Origin of the sequence: Micromonospora rubida (assembly GCF_009908295.1) — a bacterium.
Lineage (GTDB): Bacteria > Actinomycetota > Actinomycetes > Mycobacteriales > Micromonosporaceae > Micromonospora > Micromonospora rubida.
In genome coordinates this window covers 213,851-234,251 of the sequence record NZ_JAAALO010000004.1, presented here as the reverse complement: position 1 = coordinate 234,251, position 20,401 = coordinate 213,851, and the positions used below count along the sequence as shown (strand labels likewise).

Sequence of the window (20,401 nt, the reverse complement as noted above, 5' to 3'; positions counted from 1 at the left end):
TAGACGGACCGTAGTTATCCACCGACGGTGGATAACCGGCTGTGGATAACTGGCGGCGGATGTGGACAACGAGCAGCGGCGGTGGACGGAAACCGGCCCGATCCTGCGGGCTCGACCCGGTCGAGGGTCAAACCCGACCCCCCGGGACAGCCTGTGGACGACGGATCGGCGGGCGGGATGTGTCCGGGGTCACCCTCCTCGGAACGCGCGGACGCCCGGCCGAATCCGGCCGGGCGTCGGGTTCTCGCGCTGCGGGTAGGCGGCGGGCGTACGGCTCAGGTGGTCTGCTTGATCCGGTTGGTCAGCTCGGCGATCTGGTTGTAGAGCGAGCGGCGCTCCGCCATCTGCTGACGGATCTTCCGGTCGGCGTGCATGACGGTGGTGTGGTCCCGCCCGCCGAAGGCCTGCCCGATCCGGGGCAGCGACAGGTCGGTCAGCTCACGGCACAGGTACATGGCCACCTGGCGGGCGTTGACCAGCACCCGGGACCGGGAGTGCCCCCGCAGGTCCTCCAGGCTGACCCCGAAGTAGTCGGCGGTGGAGACCATGATCTGGTCGGCGGTGATCTCGGGGCCGGCGCCGTCGGGGATGAAGTCCCGCAGCACCTCCTCGGCCAGCGACAGCTCCACGGTCGACCGGGTGAGGCTGGCGAACGCGGTGACCCGGATCAGCGCCCCCTCCAACTCCCGGATCGAGTTCGACACCCGCGAGGCGATGAACTCCAGCACGTCCGGCGGGGCGTACAGCCGCTCCTGGGCCGCCTTCTTCTGCAGGATCGCGATCCGGGTCTCCAGGTCCGGCGGCTGGATGTCGGCCAGCAGCCCCCACTCGAACCGGGTCCGCAGCCGGTCCTCCAGCGTGGCGAGCTGCTTCGGCGACCGGTCCGAGGTGATCACGATCTGCTTGTTGGCGTTGTGCAGGGTGTTGAAGGTGTGGAAGAACTCCTCCTGGGTCCGCTCGCGGTTCTCCAGGAACTGGATGTCGTCGATCAGCAGGATGTCGACGTCGCGGTAGCGGCGCTGGAACGCGCTGGTCTTGTCGTCCCGCAGCGAGTTGATGAAGTCATTGGTGAATTCCTCGGTCGAGACGTACCGGACCGAGCGGGCGTTGCCCAGCGTCGTGGCGTAGTGGCCGATGGCGTGCAGCAGGTGGGTCTTGCCCAGCCCGGAGCTGCCGTAGATGAACAGCGGGTTGTACGCCTTCGCGGGCGACTCGGCCACCGCGACCGAGGCGGCGTGGGCGAACCGGTTGGACGAGCCGATGACGAACGTCTCGAACATGTACTTCGGGTTGAGGCGGTTCCCGCCGGACTCCGCACCGCCGGGGCGCCGGTCGTCCCGGCCGCCGGACCGATGGTCCGGGCCACTGCGCCCCGGACCGCTGTCCGTCCCGCCGTCGCGGGGCAGCCGAGGGCCGGTCGCCGGCCCGGCGTCGCGGTACCGGGGCTCGTAGGACCGGCTGTCGGCGCGCCCCTCGTAGCCGCGTCGGCCCGGCGGAGGCGGTTCGGCGAAGGCGGCGCTGAACAGCGGCTCCTGGGCGTCCCGGCTGGCCGGCACCTGCCCCGGCCGGTGGCCGTCGGAGCGCGCGGGGGCGTCATCCGCCGACGGGTGTTCCGACGTGCCACGCTCCGGATAGCCGGCGTCCTCGCGCCCGGAACCGGCCGGCCGGCCGTGGTCGACGTGGGCCTGCTCGCCCCGGTCCGGGTACCCGGGGGCGGGGAAGCCGGGCTCCGGCTCGTGCTGGTCCGCTCCCGGCCCGTCGTAGCCGCGGGCGTCGAAGCCGGGCGGGGCGTCGAAACCGGAGGGCCCGTCGAAGCCGGGCGGCCCGTCGGCGTCGGGGACGCTGCGGTAGACCGTGCCGGCCGGGCGTCCGGCCGCGTCCTCGGCCACCCGAACGGTGACGGCCACCTGGATCGGCCGGCCGAGTCGCCGGGTCAGCGCCTCGGTGATGGCGGGCCGCAGCCGGGACTCGATCACGTCGCGGGTGAACGCGTCCGGGACGGAGAGCAGTGCGGTGTCCTCCACGATCGCGCGGAGGCGGGTGAGCCGCAGGTACGCGCGTTGCTGCGCGGAGATGATCTCATCGGCGAGCTCGTCCGTGGTAGCCGTCCACACCGCGGCAAGGTCGGTCGTACCGGCCACCGTCGTGCCACCCCCCTCGCCTCTGCTCCCGACCGCCGCTGGTCCAGCCCGAACGGCTGACCGGTCGTCGTTATCCACAAGTTATCCACAGCCTGTGTGTACCGACCGATTGTGGCCTCCCGCCAAACGCGGGTCGGACCTGCCCCCTGTCTGGGCGGGCGCTGAAGCGGGTTTCACCGTGCCGAACGATTCACTACCTTGTCCGGTCTTGCCTGCCGACGCCAATCGGCTGCCGACGCCGACCGCAAACGCGCACGCTAACAGCGGGGGGCGGGGGCCATCAACCGTCGCCGCGTGGCACCCTTGTCGGCATCAGTGAAAACCACCGCTTCGGTCGCGCTCGTGGCCCGGCGCGGCCGTCGTACGGGGTGTTTGACGGTCATTGTCCCCCTGCGTAGGCTGGAGCGGCTGCTCTGCCGCCCTCTGCTAGGGTGGTGCGTGCTTGCTGTCCGCGGTCGTCTTCCCCGCATGGTCGGGGTCCCACGCCCCGGGCAGCACCGATCGGGGCCACCGCCGAGGGTGGCCTGGACCACCACACGACCCCTGCGGTCCTACGCCCGGGGCGTATGAAAACGGAGAGCCTGACGTGAGCAAGCGCACCTACCAGCCGAACAACCGCCGGCGCGCGAAGACCCACGGCTTCCGGCTGCGCATGCGCACCCGGGCCGGTCGCGCCATCCTCTCGACCCGTCGCTCCAAGGGCCGCACCCGCCTGTCGGCCTGAGGCCGACCGGGTCCGGTCCGGGGGACGTGGGCAGTCGTGCTGGCGGCCGCGCAACGACTGCGGCGCAGCAGCGACTTCGCCGCAGCGGTCCGGGCTGGCCGTCGAGCCAGCCGAGGCGTGCTCGTCGTTCACCTGACACTGCCCGCCACACCCGACCCCACGACCGACACCTCGCCGAAGCCGGCGCGGACCCCCGGTGCGGAGGAAACCTCCGTATCGACCCGCGCCGGCTTCGTCGTGTCCAAGGCCGTCGGCCCCGCCGTGGTCCGTAACACGGTTCGGCGTCGGCTGCGGCATCTGGTCCGCGAGCGGCTGGAAGCCCTGCCGGCCGGCAGCATCCTGGTGGTACGCGCGCTGCCGGCTGCCGCCGAGGCGTCGTACGCCCGGCTCGGGGCCGACCTCGACGGGGCGCTCGCCGCCGCCCGCACACCCCGGGGGCGGCGGTCCCGATGAGCAGCGATTGCGGCGCGTCACGGCCGCTGAGCCCGGGTGCCCGGGTGCTGACCTGGCCCATCGTCGCGTACCGTCGTTGGATAAGCCCGGCTCTGCCGGCCCGCTGTCGGTTCTACCCGTCGTGCAGTGCGTACGCCCTTGAGGCGGTGTCCCGGCACGGTGCGCTCCGGGGAGTCGGCCTGACGGTCCGGCGGTTGTCGCGCTGCCACCCCTTTCACCCAGGTGGATACGACCCGGTGCCCGAGCCGGGCGGTCGCCCCCGTGCCGATGTGACTGGAGCCTGAGAATTGTTCAGTCTGGACTGGATCTACTACGCGATCTCGTGGATCCTGCTGACCTGGCACTCGGCCTGGGATGCCATTGGGGTGCCGGTCGGCGCTGCGCTCGGGACGAACTGGTCCTGGATCCTGGCCATCGTCTTCCTGGTGGTCACCGTCCGGGTGATCCTGTTCCCGGTCTTCGTCAAGCAGATCAAGTCCCAGCGGGCCATGCAGGCGCTCCAGCCCAAGGTGAAGGAGCTCCAGGAGAAGCACAAGGGTGACCGGGAGACGCTCCAGAAAGAGATGATGGAGCTCTACCGGAAGGAAAAGGCCAACCCGCTCATGGGCTGCCTTCCGATGTTCCTCCAGATCCCCGTCTTCCTCGGTCTCTTCCACGTGCTGCGCCGCCTCGACCCGGGGAAGGAAGAAAAATACAAGACCATCTACGGCTGGACCGTCGACCAGTTCAACAGCGCCTCCAGCGCCAAGATCTTCACCGCCCCGATCGCCGGTAAGTTCGGCTCGACCGCCGACGAACTGGCCCGCCTCGGCGCCAACGGCACCACCGTGAAGGTGATCGCCGGCGTCCTGGTCCTGATGATGATGGGCACCACCTACCTCACCAGCCGCCAGATGATCCTCAAGACCGGCTGGGCGGAGGACCCGCAGCAGCGGATGATTCAGCGCCTGATGCTCTACGGCATCCCGCTGTCGCTGCTCGTCTCGGGTGCGATCTTCCCGATCGGTGTGATCATCTACTGGGTCACCAACAACATGTTCACCCTCGGCCAGCAGCAGTGGGTGCTGCGCAAGTACCCGCCGCCGCCCACCCCGGGCCGCACCGGTGCCGCCGCGTCCCGCGGGCCGGTCCAGCCGGCCAAGAAGACCGGCGGGCTGCTCGGCCGCAAGGCCGCCCCGTCCCCGGTCAAGCAGGCCCCGTCCGCCCCGAAGGTCGCCGGCCCCAAGCCGGGCGCCAAGCCGGTCAACCCGAAGAAGAGCGGCCCGGCCAAGCGTCAGGGCTGACCCTCCCGCCGTCCGTCGCCGGCCCGGCCGGCGACGGACGGACCCGGCCCCCTGGCAGCCGCCCCCGCAGGGCAGGCGCCGGGCCGGAACCACCGCGCCCCCGCGCGGAGACGGGCGAGACTGGCCCGTGCAGACGTGCCCAGGGCACCGGCGATCTCCCGCTGGGCCCGGGAAACCAGCGGACCCGACGGTCCGGCCGAGCGAGTACGGAGATGAGACCGTGACCGAGACCAGCATCCCCAGCGCTGACCAGTCCGTGGACGAGGAGAGCGCGCCGATCGAGGCCACCGACGACACCGAGGTCGAGGCCAGCTCGGGCGCGCGGGAGAAGAAGGCGCCGGCCGAGAGCGAGCTGTTCCGGCAGAGCGAGATCGCGGCCGACTACGTCGAGGGGCTGCTCGACGTCCTCGACTACGACGGCGACATCGACGAGCTGGTGTCCGGTGGCCGCCCGGTCGTCGAGGTGGTCGGCGACGGGCTGCAGAACCTGGTCGGTCAGCGTGGCGCCACCCTGGAGGCGCTCCAGGAGCTGACCCGGCTGGCGGTGTTCCGGCAGACCGGCACCCCGAGCCGGCTGCTGCTCGACGTCGGTGGCTACCGGGCCAACCGCCGAAAGGAACTCGCCGCCGTCGCCAAGAACGCGGTGGAGAAGGTCAAGGAGTACGGCGAGCCGGTGCGGCTGGAGCCGATGTCCGCGTTCGAGCGCAAGTGCGTCCACGACGTCGTCAACGCGATGAGCGGGGTGGAGAGCGAGTCCGAGGGCGTCGAGCCGAGCCGCCGCATCATCGTCCGGCCGGCGGACTGACCGGGTGAACCACGACGACACCACGGCGGACGCCGTGACCGGCCCGGGTGGCACGCCGCCCGGGCCGTCGCCTGTCGGGTCCCGGCGACTCGTTGACGAGTCGGACCCGGCCGTCGGGCCGGAGCTTACCGAAGGGTCGGGCCCGGCCGTTGAGCCCGAATTCGCCGATGGGCTGGACCTCAACGACAGGCCGGATCCGGCCGTAGCGGTGCTGCCGCCGGAGTTGGCCGAGGCGGCCCGTTCCCTCTTCGGCGAGCGGCTCGACCTCGCCGCCGCGTACGCGGAGGTGCTCGCCACCGACGGGGTGCTCCGGGGCCTGATCGGGCCGCGCGAGGCACCACGGATCTGGGAGCGGCACCTGCTGAACTGCGCCGCGTTGGCGGAGCGCATCCCGGAGGGCGCGTCGGTGCTGGACGTCGGTTCCGGCGCGGGCCTACCCGGCCTGGTGCTCGCGATCGCGCGCCCCGACCTGACCGTGACGCTGGTCGAGCCGCTGGCCCGGCGTACCTCGTTCCTCGTCGAGGTCGTGGAGCGGTTGAGTCTGACGAAGATGGTCCGGGTGTTCCGGGGCCGGGCCGATGAGGCGGCGACCGGGTCCACCGGTGTCGGGCCGTTCAGTGCGGAGATCGTCACCGCGCGAGCGGTGGCCCCCCTCGACCGGCTTTCCGCCTGGTGCCTACCGCTGGTGGTACCGGGCGGGCGCCTGTTGGCGATGAAGGGATCGTCCGCCGGCGAAGAGATCGCCGAGCACGCCGAGGCGGTTGCCAAGCTGGGCGGGGGCGAGCCCAAGGTGCACCACTGCGGGGTCGGGGTGATCGAGCCGCCCGCGACGGTGGTAGAGATCGTCCGGGAGCGGGTCGTGAACCCGCCGCGGGTCAAGTCCGCGTCGAAGCGGACGCGCGGTGGGCGGCGTCGGGGTCGCTGATCCGACTTCTCCCCAGTCCCGCCGGCTTCCCACCGCAGGCCGCGTCGTTGATAGTGATGCGGGTGCGCGGAGGTCTGAGAACCCGACGTGGACCCGCCACGCCTGTCCGCCGTAGGCTGGCCGCGCGCCGATAGTGTGGAGCGGGCGGCATCCGCGCCCCAGGGGACCCCGGCCGCTTCCGCCGGGCCGTACGCTCCGTGGTGCGACGAGCGTGACCAAGACGACGGGGTGCGGACCGACCATCCGGAGCGGGCAGGGATGACAGGTGCATGACGACGGCAGGTACGACGATCCACGGGTGACGACCGGCCGCGGAGGACACTCCGCGGCCGACCCCGTTTCACGTGAAACCGACCAGCGCGACCGGGTAGCCGAGGCCCCGGGCGCGGACTCGCTGCCCGCCGACCGCGACCGGGCGGTTCACCGCGAAGCGCCGAACGGCCCGGATGACGCGTCGCGTTCCGCGGGAAGAGCCGGCACGGTCTACGGCGCGACCCGCCTCGATGATGGCCTGGCCGCCGAGCGCGCCGCTGCGGAACAGCGCGATACCGCCGCGCCCGTCCGGTTCGAGCCGACACCCTCGGCGGTGGTCGCCGTTCCCCGACAACCCGCACCTCGAGCGGTGCCCGATGCGGCCTCCGGAGTCGCTGTTCCTGTCGACACGCCGGCACCGCCGGCCGGGGCCTACGGGGCCGATCCGGCGGATGCCGCGTACGTTTCACGTGAAACCCCGACGCGCGAAGAGGATGACCCACCGTTGGCTATGGAGGCTATGCGCGCCGTGCAGATCCTTAATCCGAGTGGCGAGGTCACCATGCCCCGCCCCGAGCGGACCAGGGTGATGTGCGTCGCCAACCAGAAGGGCGGCGTGGGTAAGACCACGACCACGGTGAACCTGGCGGTGGCGCTCGCCCTGCACGGAAACCGGGTCCTCGTGGTCGACCTCGACCCGCAGGGCAACGCGTCGACCGGGCTCAACGTCCCGCACCATACGGGGATCCCGGACGTCTACGACTGCCTGATCAACAGCGTGCCGCTGGAGGAGGTGGCCCAGGGCGTCGAGGGCATCCCCAATCTGTGGTGCGTGCCGGCCACGATCGACCTGGCCGGCGCCGAGATCGAGTTGGTGTCGGTGGTTGCCCGGGAGTCTCGCCTGGTCCGGGCAATCGCCGCCTACCCCGGCCACTTCGACTACATCTTCATCGACTGCCCGCCGTCGCTCGGCCTGCTCACCGTCAACGCGCTGGTGGCCGCGCAAGAGGTGCTGATCCCGATCCAGTGCGAGTACTACGCGCTGGAAGGGCTCAACCAGCTGATCAACAACATCAACCTGGTCCGTCAGCACCTCAACCCGAGGCTGGAGGTCTCCACCATCCTGCTCACCATGTACGACCGGCGTACCCGGCTGGCCGACGCGGTGGAGCAGGATGTCCGGAACCACTTCGGCGACAAGGTGCTCCAGGCGGTCATCCCCCGGAACGTCCGCGTCTCGGAGGCTCCGAGCTACGGCCAGTCGGTGGTGACCTACGATCCCGGTTCGCGGGGGGCAACGAGCTACTTCGAGGCCGCCCAGGAAATCGCCGAGCGTGGGGTCAAGGAGCCGGTGAGCCGGAATGCGTAGTGCGGATGAGTCGCTGGGAGGCGTCGTATGAAGAACCGTCCTCGGGGCGGTCTGGGGCGAGGGCTCGGTGCCCTGATCCCCACCGGTCCGGTCCAGCCCGCCGGAACGATGACGGCGACGCCTGAGGGCGGTGAACGCGCCGCCCAGGTTCCGCCAGCGATCGTCTCGTCCGCGGCGACCGAACCGATGGCGGTGCCGGAGCCGGTGGCGACCGGGTCGGCGGCGACCGAGTCCGAACCGACGGAGCCGGAGTCGACGGAGCCCGAGCTTCAGCTGAGCCCAGTGCCGGGCGCCCGGTTCGCCGAGATCCCGGTCGACGCGATCATGCCCAACCCGAAACAGCCCCGCCAGGTCTTCGACGAGGAGGCGCTGGAGGAACTGAAGACCTCGATCCAGGAGGTCGGTTTCCTCCAGCCGATCGTGGTACGGGCGCTGGACGGCGAGAAGTACGAACTCGTCATGGGCGAGCGCCGGTGGCGAGCCGCGCAGGCGGTAGGTCGGGAGAACATCCCGGCAATCATTCGGGACACCCGCGACGACGCCATGCTCCGGGACGCGCTGCTGGAGAACATCCACCGGGCCAACCTCAACCCCCTGGAGGAGGCCGCCGCCTACCAGCAGCTGCTGGAAGAGTTCGGCGCGACCCACGAGGAGCTGGCCCGGCGGATCGGCCGCAGCCGACCGCAGATCTCCAACACCATCCGGCTGCTGAACCTGCCCGCCCCGGTGCAGCGGCGGGTCGCCGCCGGGGTGCTTTCCGCCGGTCACGCCCGCGCGCTGCTGAGTCTGGACGAGGCGGAGGCCCAGGAGCAGTTGGCGCTGCGCATCGTCGCCGAAGGGCTGTCCGTCCGGGCAACCGAAGAGATCGTCGCGCTCGCGTTGGCGGACGGTCCGGCCAAGAGCCCCACCGCGAAGCGACGGACCAAGCCGCACGCTCCCGCCCTGACCGATCTCGCGGACCGGCTCTCCGACCGGTTCGACACCCGCGTGAAGGTGGACATCGGCCGCAGCAAGGGCAAGATCACGATCGAGTTCGCCACGGTCGACGACCTTGAAAGGATCGTCGGCATCATCGGGGTCGGCCAGGAGGAAGCCGAGGACTGATCCCGAATCGGATCCAGGCCGCGCCGTCCGTGCAGGGCGACGCGGCCGAACCGTCTTCCGGCCCCTCCGCCGGTACGGAAACTGCCGGCCGCAACCCCAGGCCGGCAAACCGTCGCAGCAGGCCGGCTACGAACAGGCGCGCTGCGGGTCGACTCGAAGCCTGCCCCCGCCCGGGGCGCTCGGCGTCGCCTGGGGCGAGCGCGTGGATATGCGGGGAGAGGCCGGCGCGTGTGGCGCGGCTGAGTTTCGCGATGGCGGGGCCTGTGGCCGGCGAACCGGGCGGCACGGGATCCCGAACGCGGACGGCGGCCCGGCCCGCTGTGCGGACTTCTGCGGGCATGGCCGGTGTGAACGGCCCTGGGGGTGGCTGGGCTCGATCAAGCGCCTCCAGGACCGGCAGGAGGCGCCCTGAGGGTGGGGGTAGGAGCGAGGCGTCGACTCGGAACCAGTCGCGCGTTCCCGGCGGCACCGGGGCCGCACGTTCCACGTGAAACCTCGGCCGCCAGCACCGGCGGGCGACTACCAGGCAACTGCCGTCAGGTGCCCCAGCCCGGGGAAGCCCAGCCGCCCGGGGCGCTGCGATCCACGCCGCCATGGCGGCCTCCAAGTGAGGCATGCAGGCCGCGCCGGCAACGCCCCCACACTCGTGGCTCCGGTGCCAGCCGGTGTGCGGGCCGAAGGGCACGAATGGGCGTGGCGATAGCCGGCCTGCAACGCCTCGTTCCACGCCATCCCGTTCACGACGAGCCATGTACGGGATGGCATCCGCTGCGCACCCCGCCCAGGCTCTGCCTCTGCAGGGTCGCCTGCGGGGCAGAGCGACACCCGCGAAGGCGGGTGCCGGTTCCACGTGAAACGGCCTGTCCTGCCTTTGCCGCCCTACGACACGGCCAGGCGACCGTCGAGCCGCATCGGTCGAGGACGGCGCGGACCGGCGACCGTCGAGCCACATCACGTTGACGACGGCGCGGGGGGCCGCGCGGCCCGGCCCGCTCGGCGGAGACGACCGGAGGCGAGTGGGGCCCGCGCCACAGTGGTTCGGGGGACGGATAGGCCGGGGGCGAGGACCGGGCACGCGCGTACGCCAGGGAGCGGGACGGAGCCGGGGCGTGGGGTTGCGCCGAGGAACCGGGCCGGCCGCAGGCGGCGGAGCGGAGACCGGGCACCAGAGCAGAGGGCCCGGTTTCGCTCCGGGAGGCCGATTGCCGCTGTCGGTTTCACGTGGAACCAACGGGGCCGATGTAGTGGGGAGCAGGTCCGGGGCGAGAAGCGTCGGCACGCCCGGCGCGTGTCGGGCGGCATCCAGCCGGTCCGGTCCCTGGGGCGCGAGGCCGGATGGGCGTACCAGGGCGGGGTCGCTTCCCGGGCCCGCTCGAGCTCCTACCGGCTCGGCACCCGTGCCGGACTCCGCCCCCTTCGGAGGCGACGTGGCGGCATCCCCGGTCGACCCTGCCCTCCCGCTGCGGGAACCTGTTCCCCGCGTAGCGGCCAGCGAGTCGGGAGAGCCGGGCGATCTCGCCCAGCGGGCGCGGCTGGCCGCCGGTTAGGCCGAAGCGGAGCCCGACGACGCCCGCCTCGCGCCCAGAGAGGGCCGGGAGAGGCCGGGAGAGGCCGGGAGGACCCGCTGGAGCTGGTCCTGCGGCAGCAAGGATGAGGCGGCGTTGACAGTCAGGGAAGCCAGTGGGCTGGGGCGAAGTGGATCACAGTGGGAGGCGTCCAGGGCCGACCGGTCGCGGGATGGCGTCGCGGCTGCGTGCTCCCACGTTGGCCGCAGGTAACCGCAGGACTTCGCCCGCCGAGGCTCGCCCGGCAGGGTGCAGGATCGCGGCGGCGCGAAACGCGCCCCTCGGTTCGTCCCGCGCCCGCCCCTGTCGGGGCCTCAAAGCGCTCACATTCTGGCGGCGGGGCCAGCGACCCATCACTCGCCAGGTCGTTAGGTACGGGGGAACCGGAGGCCTGTGTACAACTCAGCAGCCGAGCCGCCAAAGTTATCCACAGCGGTTTTCCACAGGCACCCCCCGTTTCACGTGAAACCCCGCGTGAAACGCGGTGCCAGCCTGTGGATGACGCGGGGTGGTGATGGCCCCGAGGGCCTGTGGATAACGTGTGGATAATCGATTCGTGGCCAAGCCGGGGTGGCCTGACCCGGAGCGGGGCGGGCGGCTGCGGCCGGCCCGGCGGACCCGAGGGTGGGCGAATCAGGTAGGGACAGTCCTGGCCCGCTCGGTTAGGGTCAGCGTCGTGCACGACACCCCTCCCTCAGTCCCCGATTTCACCTCCTGGCCCTCGTTCCCCTTCGAAGGCGACCTTCAGGTCAAGCACCTCGACGACCCGGTCGCGGTGGAGCCCTCACGCAAGGGCGAGGGAGCTCGGGAATGCACGGCGTGCAGCGCGCCGGACGACGCGTACATCTGGGTCGGCGAGCGCTGGCGGGTTCGCGCCATGGATCGGCCGACCGGGCTGCCGATGGTGCTGATCCTGGAGTCCCGTACCCACCTCGACCTCGGCGACCTACCCAATCTTCTCGCCGCCGAACTGGGCGTGATGACGGTCCGGCTGGAACGGGCGATCCGCTCCCTCGACGGCGTCGCACGGGTCCACGTCAACCGCTGGGGTGACGGGTCGGCTCACCTGCACCTGTGGTTCCTGGCCCGCCCATACGGGCGACTCCAGCTCCGCGGCACGTTCCTGTCGCTGTGGGACTCGATCCTCCCGCCCATCTCCGAGGAGCAGTGGCGGGAGAACCTGGCCCTGGTGGCCGCCTGGCTGGCCGAGTTCGGCGGCCGTCCACTGGCCGAGCCGCCCCGCATCCAGTGGCAGGCGCCGTCGAGTATCGCCGCGCAGTCGTCCGCGTCCGCCGCCGTTCAGGAGGAGGACGACGCCATCGGGGTGATCGAAGCGGCCGAGGAGATCCCGGAACCAGTCGGCGGGGAGGACACCGCAGCCCCGCCGACCGATGAGCCGACGGGCGAGCCGGGACGCCACTGACCCCACGCGCAGCGGGCCGACGCGCGGGAAGGTCAGACGGGGCGGGAAGGTCAGACGGGGCGGGAAGGTCAGACGGGGCGGGAAGGTCAGACGGGGCGGGAAGGTCAGACGGGGCGGGAAGGTCAGACGGGGCGGGCTGCGGCCCGGGTCACCAGCGATCCGAGCACCCGGCCGAAGTCCAGACCGGCTGCCTGCACGGCGAGCGGCAGCAGCGACGTCTCCGTCATCCCCGGCGAGACGTTGGCCTCCAGCACGTGCGGCCGGCCGTCCGCGTCCACGATCAGGTCGACCCGGGAGATGTCGCGCAGCCCGAGCGCGGTGTGTGCGGCCACGGCCACCTCGGCCACCGTGTCCGCCACCTCCGGATCCAGGCGGGCCGGCGCGTGCCAGGTGGTCCGGCCGGCGGTGTACCTGGCCGCATAGTCGTACACGCCGTTGCGGGGCACGATCTCCACGGCGGGCAGCGCCTGCGGCCCCTCCCCGAGGTCGACCACCGAGACGGCCACGTCCATGCCGGGAACGTAGCGCTCGACGAGCGCCGTCGAGTCGTACGCGAAACAGCCGACCATCGCGGCCGGCAGCGACGCCGCCTCCCGGACCACGGCGGCGCCCAGCCCGGAACCGCCCTGCGCCGGCTTCACCATCAGCGGCAGGCCCAGCCGGTCGACGATCCGGTCCAGCACCGCCACCGCGCCCAGCTCGGAGAATCGGTCGTGCGGTAGCGCCACCCAGTCGGGGGTGGGGATGCGGGCCTCCCGCAACACCGCCTTGGCCGACGGCTTGTCCCACGCCAGCCGGGACGCGCGGGCATCGCAGCCGACGTACGGGACGTCGCAGAGGTCGAGCACACCGCGCAGCGAGCCGTCCTCGCCGGTGGCGCCGTGCAGGGCGATCACCACGGCGTCGGGCGGGTCGGCGACCAGCGCCGGCAGCAGGGCGATGTCGGCGTCCCGCAGCTCCGCCTCCACCCCGACGGCCCGGAGCGCGTCGAGCACCCGGCGGCCGGACCGGAGCGAGACGTCCCGCTCGTAGGAGAGCCCGCCGGCGAGCACCAGCACGTGCAACTCGGCGGCGAGGGCGGTCACGGTGATGCGCTCGGCAGGGGTCGAAGCCATGCCGGAATCATGCCAAGTCGGGTCCCGGCGTGTCCGCGCCGGCCTGCCCGCGCCGCACCTCGGGACGGCTGACCGTGCCGAACACCCGGCGCATGGCGATGTCCTGCTCCATCACGCCGGCCAGCCGGCGCACGCCCTCCCGGATCCGCTCGGGCGACGGGAAGGAGAAGTTCAGCCGCATGTTGCCGGTGCCGGTGCCGTCGGCGTAAAAGCCGGTGCCGGGCACGTACGCCACCCGCGCCGCGATGGCCCGCGGCATCATCGCCTTCGAGTCCAGGCCGTCGGGCAGCGTCGCCCAGACGAACAGGCCGCCGGCGGGGTTGGTCCAGGTGGTGCCGGCGGGCATCAGGTCGTCCAGCGCCGCCAGCATCGCGTCCCGGCGCTCCCGATAGACCTCCCGGTAGACCTTGAGCTGCTCCCGCCACGGCATCGTGCCCAGGTAGGTCGAGACGGCGGCCTGGGCGTACCCGCTGGGGCAGAGGATCTGCGCCTCGCTGGCGATCACCAGCTTGTCGCGCACCGCGTGCGGGGCCAGGATCCAGCCCACCCGCAGCCCCGGGGCGAAGGTCTTGGAGAAGGTGCTCAGGTAGAACACGCCGTCGCGGCGGCGGGCCCGCAACGGGCGCGGGGCGTCACCCTCGAAACCGAGCTGACCGTACGGGTCGTCCTCGACCACCAGCAGGCCCGCGCGCTCGCAGATGTCGAGCACCCGTTCGCGCCGCTCCTCGCTGAGCGTCACGCCCGTCGGGTTCTGGTACGTCGGGATCGTGTACAGGAACTTCACCCGCCGGCCGGCGCGGGCCAGCTCCGCGACGGCCGCCTCCAGCGCCTCCGGGATCAGCCCTTCGTCGTCCATCGGCACGTGCACGACCTGGGCCTGGGCGGCCTGGAACACCCCGAGCGCGCCGACGTAGGTCGGCCCCTCGGCGAGCACCACGTCACCCGGGTCGAGGAAGAGCCGGGCCACCAGGTCGAGCGCCTGCTGGCCGCCGACGGTGACCACCACGTCCTCCGGCGACGCCCCGCAGGCCGCGTCGATGCCGGAGAGGGCCATTACCTCGCAGATCCGCTCGCGCAGCTCCAGGGTGCCCTGGCCGATGCCGTACTGGAGGGTGGTGGCCCCGTGCTCGGAGCCGAGCCGGCCGAGCATTTCGCCCACCGCGTCCAGCGGCAGGGCGGCGATGTAGGGTGCGCCTCCGGCGAGGGAGACAACCTCCGGCCGGCTGGCCACCGCGAACAGCGCGCGGATCTCCGAGGCGGTCATACCCCGGACGCGCCGGGCGTACCGGTCGGTGTAGTCGTCGAGCGTCGTGCCGGTCATGACATCACCTCGATCGCGTGTCGGGCGGCTCCCGCCTGCCCGGGATACCCGGGACGCCGCAGACCATGGCGGTACGGGACGCAGATGCCCCGATGGTAGTCCGGTCGGCGGCGACCGGGGCCACGACGTGACCCCCGGGTCCACATCCCGGACCGGTGAACCGGACGGCGGGGTACCCCGGGTGCATTCGCGCGTCCCCTCCCGTAGCGTCGCCAGTCGGCGTACGATCGCTCGTCGGGGGCCGAGGCGGCGGCGTTGCGCGCCGGTCTCGCCTCTGAGCCTATTGTGGGGATGCGCCAATGTCGCGACGTCTGGTCAGCTTGACCCTCGACACCCTCGAAGACCTGCCCCGTCCCTGCCGGCAGTGCGTCTACTGGGAGCTTGATCCGGTGTCCGCCGACCGGGCCTGCGCGGCTGGCGACCCGGGGCTGGAGAAGGAGGCCTGGGTCTCCCAGACACTGCTGGAGTGGGGCTCCTGCGGCAAGCTCGCTTACGTCGACGGGATGCCCGCCGGCTTCGTCATGTACGCACCGCCGGCGTATGTGCCCCGCGCGATGGCGTTCCCCACCTCGCCCGTCTCCGCCGACGCCGCGCTGCTGATGACCGCGCACGTGGTGGCCCCTTTTGCCGGTGGCGGGCTCGGTCGGATGCTCGTGCAGGGCGTGGCCCGGGACCTCACCAAGCGGGGGATCAAGGCGATCGAGGCGTTCGGCGACGCGAAGTTCGGCGACGACGGCGACCCGCCCGGCAGCTGTGTCGCCCCCGCCGACTACTTCCTCTCGGTGGGCTTCAAGACGGTCCGGGCGCACCCGCGCTATCCCCGGCTGCGATTGGAGCTGCGGACCGCGCTGAGCTGGAAGTCCGACGTCGAGTACGCCCTGGAGAAGCTGCTCGGCTCGATGAGCCCGGAGACCCTGCTCCGGCCGGTCCGGCCCGCCCCGGCCACCCGTTCCACCAGCGGCTGACCCCACACCGTCACCGCCGTACGGAGCGGCGGCACGTCTGTGGCCCGGCCCGAACCCGCTCAGGAGCTCGGGCAACGGGCCGACCGGGCTCAGGCGGTCGCCACCCGACCCGCCGCGACCGCCGCACGCAACTCGCTGACGTCGATCGAGCCGGTGGGCACGTCCCGCTCGACCGGGAAGTACATCCGCTGGACGGCGGCCACGATCGCCTCGACGATCCGGTCCCGGAAGCGCGGGTCGACCAACAGCCCACGGTCCGCCGGGGAGGTCAGGTAGCCCACCTCCACCCGTACCGCCGGCATCCGGGTCAGCCGGAGCAGGTCCCACGTCTTGGCGTGGGTCCGGCAGTCCCGTAGCCCGGTCCGGGCCACGATCTCCCGCTGGACCAACCCGGCCAGCCGCTCACCGGTGGCCGAGGTGACCCCGTTGTCGGTCCCGTAGTGGTAGGTCGCCACGCCGTCGGCCTCCGGATTGGCGTGCCCGTCGGTGTGCAGCGAGATGAACACGTCCGCGCCCAGGGAGTTGGCCAGCTGCGCCCGCTCCACGTCCGGCAGGCAGCTTCCCGGCGCCGGCCCTCGGGTCAGCTGCACCCGCACCCCGGAAGCGGCGAACCGCCCCTCCAGCCTGCTGGCCAGGTCGTGCACCAGGTCGGACTCGGTCCAGCGCAGCGGCCCGTCCGGCACCACCACCCCCGGATCGGTGCCGCCGTGCCCCGGGTCGATGACCACGGTCCGGCCGACCAGGGCCGGGCCGGCCTGCCGGATCGCGTCGGACTCGCGCAGCCACTGCGGCCGGCCGCCCACCACCTTGCGTCCCAGGCGACGCAGCGCCCCCATCGTGCACGGGCCGCAGGAGCCGTCGGGCTTGAGCCCCATCTCCCGCTGGAACTGGGCCACCGCCCGGGAGGTGCGTAGGCCGTAGATGGCGTCGGCGCGACCCACGTCGTACCCCATCTCCAGCAGGCGTTCCTGCAGCGACCGGACGTCCTCGCCGATCAGCGGCTCCGGCACCGCGTGGTACAGGGTCCGCGCGCCGAGCCGCCAGCGGGCGGCGTCCAGGGCGCACCACGTCTCCGTGCCGACCCGCCCGTCCACGCTGAGCCCTCGGGACTGCTGGAACGCCCGGACCGCGCGCTCGGTCGCGGCGTCGAACTCGTCGTCGTCGCCCGTGGGTGCCGAGGGGAGCAGGTCGAGGCCGGTCAGTACGCCGCGGATCTCGGTCACCGCCGGTCCCCGGTCGCCGGGTCGGATCGGACGCACGCTCGACCCCCTTCGAACGGTTGCCGGCCGGTCGTCCCGCGACGCCGGAGGCGGGCCACGACCCGCACGGCGACGGGGCGCGGCGTGGCCGACCACCGGACGCCCCTCGGTTGAGGCTATGCGTTCCCGCCCGCCGAGGTGCGATGTCCGCCCAGGTCAAGGGCCGGAAACCCGGAACCCCCGCACCCGGGAGGGATGCGGGGGCTCCGGGTCGCGTCGGTCAGAGCGCGGACTGGATCAGCTTGACCAGCTCGCCCTTCGGCTTGGCGCCGGCGATGGACCGGACCGGCTCGCCGTCCTTGAAGACGGTCAGGGTCGGCACGGACATCACCCGGTAGGCGCGGGCCGTCTCCGGGTTCTCGTCGATGTTGAGCTTCACGATGCTGATCTGGTCGCCCATTTCGCCGGCGATCTCCTCCAGCAGCGGCGAAACCTTGCGGCACGGTGCACACCACTCGGCCCAGAAGTCGACGAGCACCGGCTTGTCGGACTTCAGCACGTCGACGGCGAAGCTCGCGTCGGTGACCGCCTTTGTCGCTCCCACTATGACTCTCCTCCAGAAAACTCAGTCGTCGTTCGGTGACACGCCGTGCGGCGTCGCTGCTGCTACCTGGCTCAGGGCTGGATCGTGGCGACGAAGCGCTCGGCGTCCAGGGCGGCGGCGCAGCCCGTGCCGGCGGCGGTGATCGCCTGCCGGTAGGTGTGGTCGACCACGTCGCCGGCCGCGAACACGCCCGGGATGCTGGTCCGGGTGCTCGGGGCCTGCACCTTCACGTAGCCCTCGTCGTCCAGCTCGACCTGGTCGCGGAACAGCTCGCTGCGCGGGTCGTGACCGATCGCCACGAAGACACCGGTGACGTCGAGAACTTTGCTCTCCCCGCTGTGCACGTTGCGGACCCGTACGCCGGTGACCTTGCCGTCGGCGCCGAGGACCTCCTCGACCACCGCGTTCCACTCGACCTTGATCTTGTCGTTGCCCAGCGCCCGATCGGCCATGATCTTGCTGGCCCGGAACGAGTCGCGCCGGTGGATGATGGTGACCGACTCGGCGAACCGGGTGAGGAAGCTGGCCTCCTCCATCGCCGAGTCACCGCCGCCGACGACCACGATGTGCTGGTTGCGGAAGAAGAAGCCGTCACAGGTGGCACAGGACGAGACGCCGTGGCCGAGGTATTCCTGCTCACCGGGCACGCCCAGGGGACGCCAGGCCGAACCGGTGGAGAGGATGATCGCCTTGGCCCGGTACGCGGTCTCGCCGACCCACACGGTGCTCACCGCGTCGGAGCCGACGCTGCCGGTGTCCTTCAGCTCGACCCGGGTCACGTCGTCGGTGAGGAACTCGGCACCGAACCGCTCGGCCTGCTTGCGCATGTTGTCCATCAGCTCGGGGCCGAGGATGCCGTCGGCGAACCCGGGGAAGTTCTCCACCTCGGTCGTCGTCATCAGTGCGCCACCGGACTGCACGCCTTCGATGATCAGCGGCTTGAGGTTGGCGCGCGCGGCATAGACCGCCGCCGTGTAGCCGGCCGGCCCGGAGCCGATGATGATCAGGTTGCGGACCTCGTCCACTGCCGTCTCCCGATGTGTGTGGTCGCCATCGGCGCACGCACCGATGCCGGTCTGAGTGCCGCCGCCACGCGGACGCCGACTCCTGACTTGCAGAACGTCATCGTACGAAGTGGGGATTCCCGAGCCGGTCATCCGGTGGGTCAGGTCACGTGGAAGGACGGCATCGCCGATTCCGCCTTGCCCGGGCCCGGCCGGTCACCCCCGACCGGCGAACCGCGACCTCACCCTACCCGCGCCCGGTAGCGGGTGTCGGCCCCGGATCCGGGTACGCCGCACTCCGGGCCGCTGACCCAGGCCCAGTGCGCCCCGGACGGGTCGACGAAGCGCACGACCAGCGCCGGGTCGCCCCGGAACCGGGCGTAGTCGACCAGGTCGACGGTCAGCGGACCGGCCCCGTGCTCGGTGCTGACCGCCGCGAGGCAGGGGGCCAGAGCACCCGGTGTGGCGAGCCGGGAGAGGCCGCCGGCCGCCGGGAGGCGTTCTCCCACGACAGCCGGCGGTTCCGCCGATCCCTGCCCGAACGGCTTGGTCGGCCCTTTCGGCGGCCTGGCGGAGGCCCCGGCGGCCAGCGTCTCCGGCGTCCAGTCGGTGCCGCTGTGCTGCGGCATGCCGGCCGCGCGGAACGAGCCCTGCGTATCCCTAGCCGCCCCGGCGGGTTCGTTCACCGTGGTGGCCGACGCGCTGTCGGACTGTGTGGTCTCGGCGACGAACCGGTTGATCCCCAGCCCGACGGCGAACACCGACGCCGTGGCCAGCGCCACCGGCCCGGCGATCCGGGCCCAGCGTCGTCCGCGCCGGCCGGGACCGGCGGTGCCGGTACGCCCGGTCGTCGGCCCGGACTCGCCGGCCGGCCGGCGGGACCCGCCCGACGGCTGGGCCGGCACCAGCGCGGCCGGTACGCCGGCCGCGCTGTCGAGGTCGATCCGGCCCGTGGCGTCCGGAACGGCGGAGGAGCCGGTGGGCGTGCCCGGGCCGGCGCCGGCCAGCGCGGCGGCGAGCCGTTCGACGACCGCCAGCGGCATCTCGGGGGCCGGACCGGCCCAGGCCGCGAGGTCCTCGCCGACCCGGACCAGGGCCGGCACCAGCGCGTCGTGGGCCTCGGCCCAGGCCGGGTCCTGCTCGACCCGCCGGGCCACGACCGCCTCGTCCGGCGTGCCGGCGAGCGCGCCGCCGAGGTAGTCGGCGAGCAGGTCGTGGTCGACCTCCCTGAACCCCCCGGCCGTCACGATTCCTCCAGGTTGGCGTCGCGCCGGGAGTGCCCCGACCCAGATCGGACGCCCCCCGGCTGCCGGGGGTTCCCCGGGGTGACGACGGGCACGTCCAGACCGGCCACGGCCCCGCCGTCGGGTACGGCGGCACCCCGGCCGCGTGTCCCGGACCGCGCGCCCTGCGGCGGGGCGACCCGCCCGGACCGGAGGTTCGGGCCCTCGTCGGTCGTCCTGCCGGGCACGACGCCCGTGCGCAGGTGGCCGAGGGCCACGGCGAGTCGGGCACGACCCCGGGCGCAGCGGCTCTTGACCGTCCCTTCGGCGACGCCGAGGATCCGGGCCACCTCGGCGACGGGGTAGCCCTGCACGTCCACCAGCACCAGCGCCGCCCGCTGCTCGACCGGCAGCTCGGCGAGGGCCTGGCGGACCACCAGGGCGGTGTCGTGGTCCTGGACGGGGGCGGCCGGCTCCACCCCGCCGGTCGACGGGCCGTCGTCGGGGCCGTGCGTCCCGTCCGGCAGCGGAACGGTCGGGTGCGCCTGCCGGCGGCGGATCCGGTCCAGGCAGGCGTTCACCACGATCCGGTGCAGCCAGGTGGTGACGGCGGAGTCGCCCCGGAAACGGGCCGCCGCGCGGTGGGCGGAGAGCAGCGCGTCCTGGAGCGCGTCGGCGGCCTCCTCGCGGTCGCCGATTGTCCGCAGGGCCACCGCCCAGAGCCGGTCCCGGTGTCGGTGGAAGAGCTCGGTGAAGGCGTACCGGTCGCCGGCGACGTGGGCGCGGAGCAGCTCCACGTCGCTCGGCCCGATGCCCGGGACGGAGTCGGTCGGAACGGCCACCGGTGGACGGCGCTGGCCGTCCACCGGTACGTCTGTGGTCCGCTCGTCGTGGCCGTCCATCACCACGCCCGCCCGGGGTGGCGA

Annotated in this window: 18 protein-coding genes; 10 read left to right on the top strand and 8 right to left on the bottom strand. The window is 72.5% G+C overall.

Annotated features, from left to right (window positions below):
* Window positions 1–275: 275 nt before the first annotated feature.
* Entirely contained in the window at window positions 276–2,141 is a 1,866-nt protein-coding gene (dnaA, locus tag GVV04_RS15405) for a chromosomal replication initiator protein DnaA (protein WP_161688731.1), read from the bottom strand.
* A 586-nt stretch (window positions 2,142–2,727) separates the two neighbouring features.
* Here dnaA and rpmH point away from each other — a divergent pair.
* The 9 genes from rpmH to GVV04_RS15360 all read left to right on the top strand — a co-directional run bounded on the left by rpmH (window position 2,728) and on the right by GVV04_RS15360 (window position 12,044).
* Window positions 2,728–2,865 (top strand): 50S ribosomal protein L34, encoded by a 138-nt coding sequence (gene rpmH, locus GVV04_RS15400; RefSeq protein WP_088959667.1) that lies wholly within the window; start codon window positions 2,728–2,730, stop codon window positions 2,863–2,865.
* 36 nt (window positions 2,866–2,901) lie between these two features.
* Entirely contained in the window at window positions 2,902–3,318 is a 417-nt protein-coding gene (gene rnpA / locus GVV04_RS15395; RefSeq protein WP_161688730.1) for a ribonuclease P protein component, read from the top strand.
* Window positions 3,315–3,602 carry a membrane protein insertion efficiency factor YidD gene (yidD, locus tag GVV04_RS15390; protein WP_161688729.1) on the top strand — a complete coding sequence of 96 codons (288 nt, stop codon included), beginning with the start codon at window positions 3,315–3,317 and terminating at the stop codon, window positions 3,600–3,602. The genes rnpA and yidD overlap by 4 nt, the downstream gene beginning before the upstream one ends.
* Window positions 3,603–3,605: 3 nt before the next feature.
* Window positions 3,606–4,601: a membrane protein insertase YidC gene (gene yidC / locus GVV04_RS15385; RefSeq protein ID WP_161688728.1), complete on the top strand. Its 996-nt coding sequence runs from the start codon at window positions 3,606–3,608 to the stop codon at window positions 4,599–4,601.
* 220 nt (window positions 4,602–4,821) lie between these two features.
* Window positions 4,822–5,406 carry a Jag family protein gene (locus GVV04_RS15380; protein WP_161688727.1) on the top strand — a complete coding sequence of 195 codons (585 nt, stop codon included), beginning with the start codon at window positions 4,822–4,824 and terminating at the stop codon, window positions 5,404–5,406.
* A 4-nt stretch (window positions 5,407–5,410) separates the two neighbouring features.
* Window positions 5,411–6,331: a 16S rRNA (guanine(527)-N(7))-methyltransferase RsmG gene (gene rsmG / locus GVV04_RS15375; RefSeq protein WP_407938804.1), complete on the top strand. Its 921-nt coding sequence runs from the start codon at window positions 5,411–5,413 to the stop codon at window positions 6,329–6,331.
* Between the two features lie 265 nt (window positions 6,332–6,596).
* The gene (locus GVV04_RS34380; RefSeq protein ID WP_328822408.1) at window positions 6,597–7,952 is read left to right on the top strand and encodes a ParA family protein; all 1,356 of its coding nucleotides are present in this window, start codon (window positions 6,597–6,599) and stop codon (window positions 7,950–7,952) included.
* 27 nt (window positions 7,953–7,979) lie between these two features.
* Window positions 7,980–9,056, top strand: a complete 1,077-nt coding sequence (locus tag GVV04_RS15365; protein WP_161688726.1) for a ParB/RepB/Spo0J family partition protein — start codon at window positions 7,980–7,982, stop codon at window positions 9,054–9,056.
* A 2,241-nt stretch (window positions 9,057–11,297) separates the two neighbouring features.
* Window positions 11,298–12,044, top strand: a complete 747-nt coding sequence (locus tag GVV04_RS15360; protein ID WP_407938803.1) for a hypothetical protein — start codon at window positions 11,298–11,300, stop codon at window positions 12,042–12,044.
* A gap of 122 nt (window positions 12,045–12,166) precedes the next feature.
* Here GVV04_RS15360 and GVV04_RS15350 read toward each other — a convergent pair whose 3' ends face one another.
* Both GVV04_RS15350 and GVV04_RS15345 read right to left on the bottom strand, forming a co-directional pair.
* The gene (locus GVV04_RS15350) at window positions 12,167–13,159 is read right to left on the bottom strand and encodes a D-alanine--D-alanine ligase family protein (protein WP_161688725.1); all 993 of its coding nucleotides are present in this window, start codon (window positions 13,157–13,159) and stop codon (window positions 12,167–12,169) included.
* A 7-nt stretch (window positions 13,160–13,166) separates the two neighbouring features.
* Entirely contained in the window at window positions 13,167–14,480 is a 1,314-nt protein-coding gene (locus GVV04_RS15345; RefSeq protein WP_161688724.1) for an aminotransferase-like domain-containing protein, read from the bottom strand.
* A gap of 299 nt (window positions 14,481–14,779) precedes the next feature.
* Here GVV04_RS15345 and GVV04_RS15340 point away from each other — a divergent pair, with 299 nt between their 5' ends.
* Complete coding sequence (locus GVV04_RS15340) at window positions 14,780–15,445, top strand: GNAT family N-acetyltransferase (protein WP_161688723.1); 666 nt, start codon at window positions 14,780–14,782, stop codon at window positions 15,443–15,445.
* Window positions 15,446–15,534: 89 nt separating this feature from the next.
* Here the strand turns inward: GVV04_RS15340 and GVV04_RS15335 are convergent, their stop codons facing one another.
* From GVV04_RS15335 to sigM, 5 genes are all read right to left on the bottom strand, one after another.
* Complete coding sequence (locus GVV04_RS15335) at window positions 15,535–16,704, bottom strand: N-acetylmuramoyl-L-alanine amidase (protein ID WP_161688722.1); 1,170 nt, start codon at window positions 16,702–16,704, stop codon at window positions 15,535–15,537.
* A 220-nt stretch (window positions 16,705–16,924) separates the two neighbouring features.
* Window positions 16,925–17,248: a thioredoxin gene (trxA, locus tag GVV04_RS15330; RefSeq protein WP_161688721.1), complete on the bottom strand. Its 324-nt coding sequence runs from the start codon at window positions 17,246–17,248 to the stop codon at window positions 16,925–16,927.
* Window positions 17,249–17,319: 71 nt separating this feature from the next.
* Window positions 17,320–18,273, bottom strand: coding sequence for a thioredoxin-disulfide reductase (gene trxB, locus GVV04_RS15325; protein ID WP_161688720.1), 954 nt, complete (start codon window positions 18,271–18,273; stop codon window positions 17,320–17,322).
* 221 nt (window positions 18,274–18,494) lie between these two features.
* The gene (locus GVV04_RS15320) at window positions 18,495–19,499 is read right to left on the bottom strand and encodes a hypothetical protein (RefSeq protein ID WP_161688719.1); all 1,005 of its coding nucleotides are present in this window, start codon (window positions 19,497–19,499) and stop codon (window positions 18,495–18,497) included.
* Window positions 19,496–20,377: an RNA polymerase sigma factor SigM gene (gene sigM / locus GVV04_RS15315; RefSeq protein ID WP_161688718.1), complete on the bottom strand. Its 882-nt coding sequence runs from the start codon at window positions 20,375–20,377 to the stop codon at window positions 19,496–19,498. The genes GVV04_RS15320 and sigM overlap by 4 nt, the downstream gene beginning before the upstream one ends.
* Window positions 20,378–20,401: the final 24 nt, after the last annotated feature.

Bases quoted from the DNA above. Each gene is read 5' to 3' on its own strand.
- yidD (WP_161688729.1), top strand. From the start codon at position 3,315: ATGAGCAGCGATTGCGGCGCGTCACGGCCGCTGAGCCCGGGTGCCCGG.
- GVV04_RS15365 (WP_161688726.1), top strand. From the start codon at position 7,980: ATGAAGAACCGTCCTCGGGGCGGTCTGGGGCGAGGGCTCGGTGCCCTG.
- GVV04_RS15350 (WP_161688725.1), bottom strand. From the start codon at position 13,159: ATGGCTTCGACCCCTGCCGAGCGCATCACCGTGACCGCCCTCGCCGCC.
- GVV04_RS15345 (WP_161688724.1), bottom strand. From the start codon at position 14,480: ATGACCGGCACGACGCTCGACGACTACACCGACCGGTACGCCCGGCGC.
- GVV04_RS15340 (WP_161688723.1), top strand. From the start codon at position 14,780: ATGTCGCGACGTCTGGTCAGCTTGACCCTCGACACCCTCGAAGACCTG.
- sigM (WP_161688718.1), bottom strand. From the start codon at position 20,377: ATGGACGGCCACGACGAGCGGACCACAGACGTACCGGTGGACGGCCAG.